We start from the raw sequence: 256 nt of genomic DNA, 5'->3' as shown, positions 1-256 counted from the left end.
CTCCGGCCGGAATCCTTCAGACGGAAAACACGGGGACAGTTTTTGAAATAACAATGTATATAAGGAGATGTTCTTATGCAAACAACAAAAACCATTACCAAACGCATATTAGGCGCGCTTCTTGCCTTGTGTGTGCTGACAAGCCTGATGCCCATGGCGGCATTTGCGGCGGAAGACCCAAGCGTTGTCTACGACTACCGCTTTGTTACCGAGGACACCATTGAAATCATGGGCTATAACGGCACGGAAACCGACC

Annotated in this window: 1 protein-coding gene; it reads left to right on the top strand. The window is 48.8% G+C overall.

Going from position 1 to position 256, the window contains the following annotated elements:
- Positions 1–75: 75 nt before the first annotated feature.
- A partial coding sequence (locus H6B51_RS18685; protein WP_204884840.1) for a hypothetical protein occupies positions 76–256 on the top strand: 181 nt, incomplete at its 3' end.

It is taken from the genome of Pseudoflavonifractor phocaeensis, from assembly GCF_016901955.1.
GTDB classification, from domain to species: domain Bacteria; phylum Bacillota; class Clostridia; order Oscillospirales; family Oscillospiraceae; genus Flavonifractor; species Flavonifractor phocaeensis_A.
This window is presented reverse-complemented; position numbering and strand designations above follow the sequence as displayed.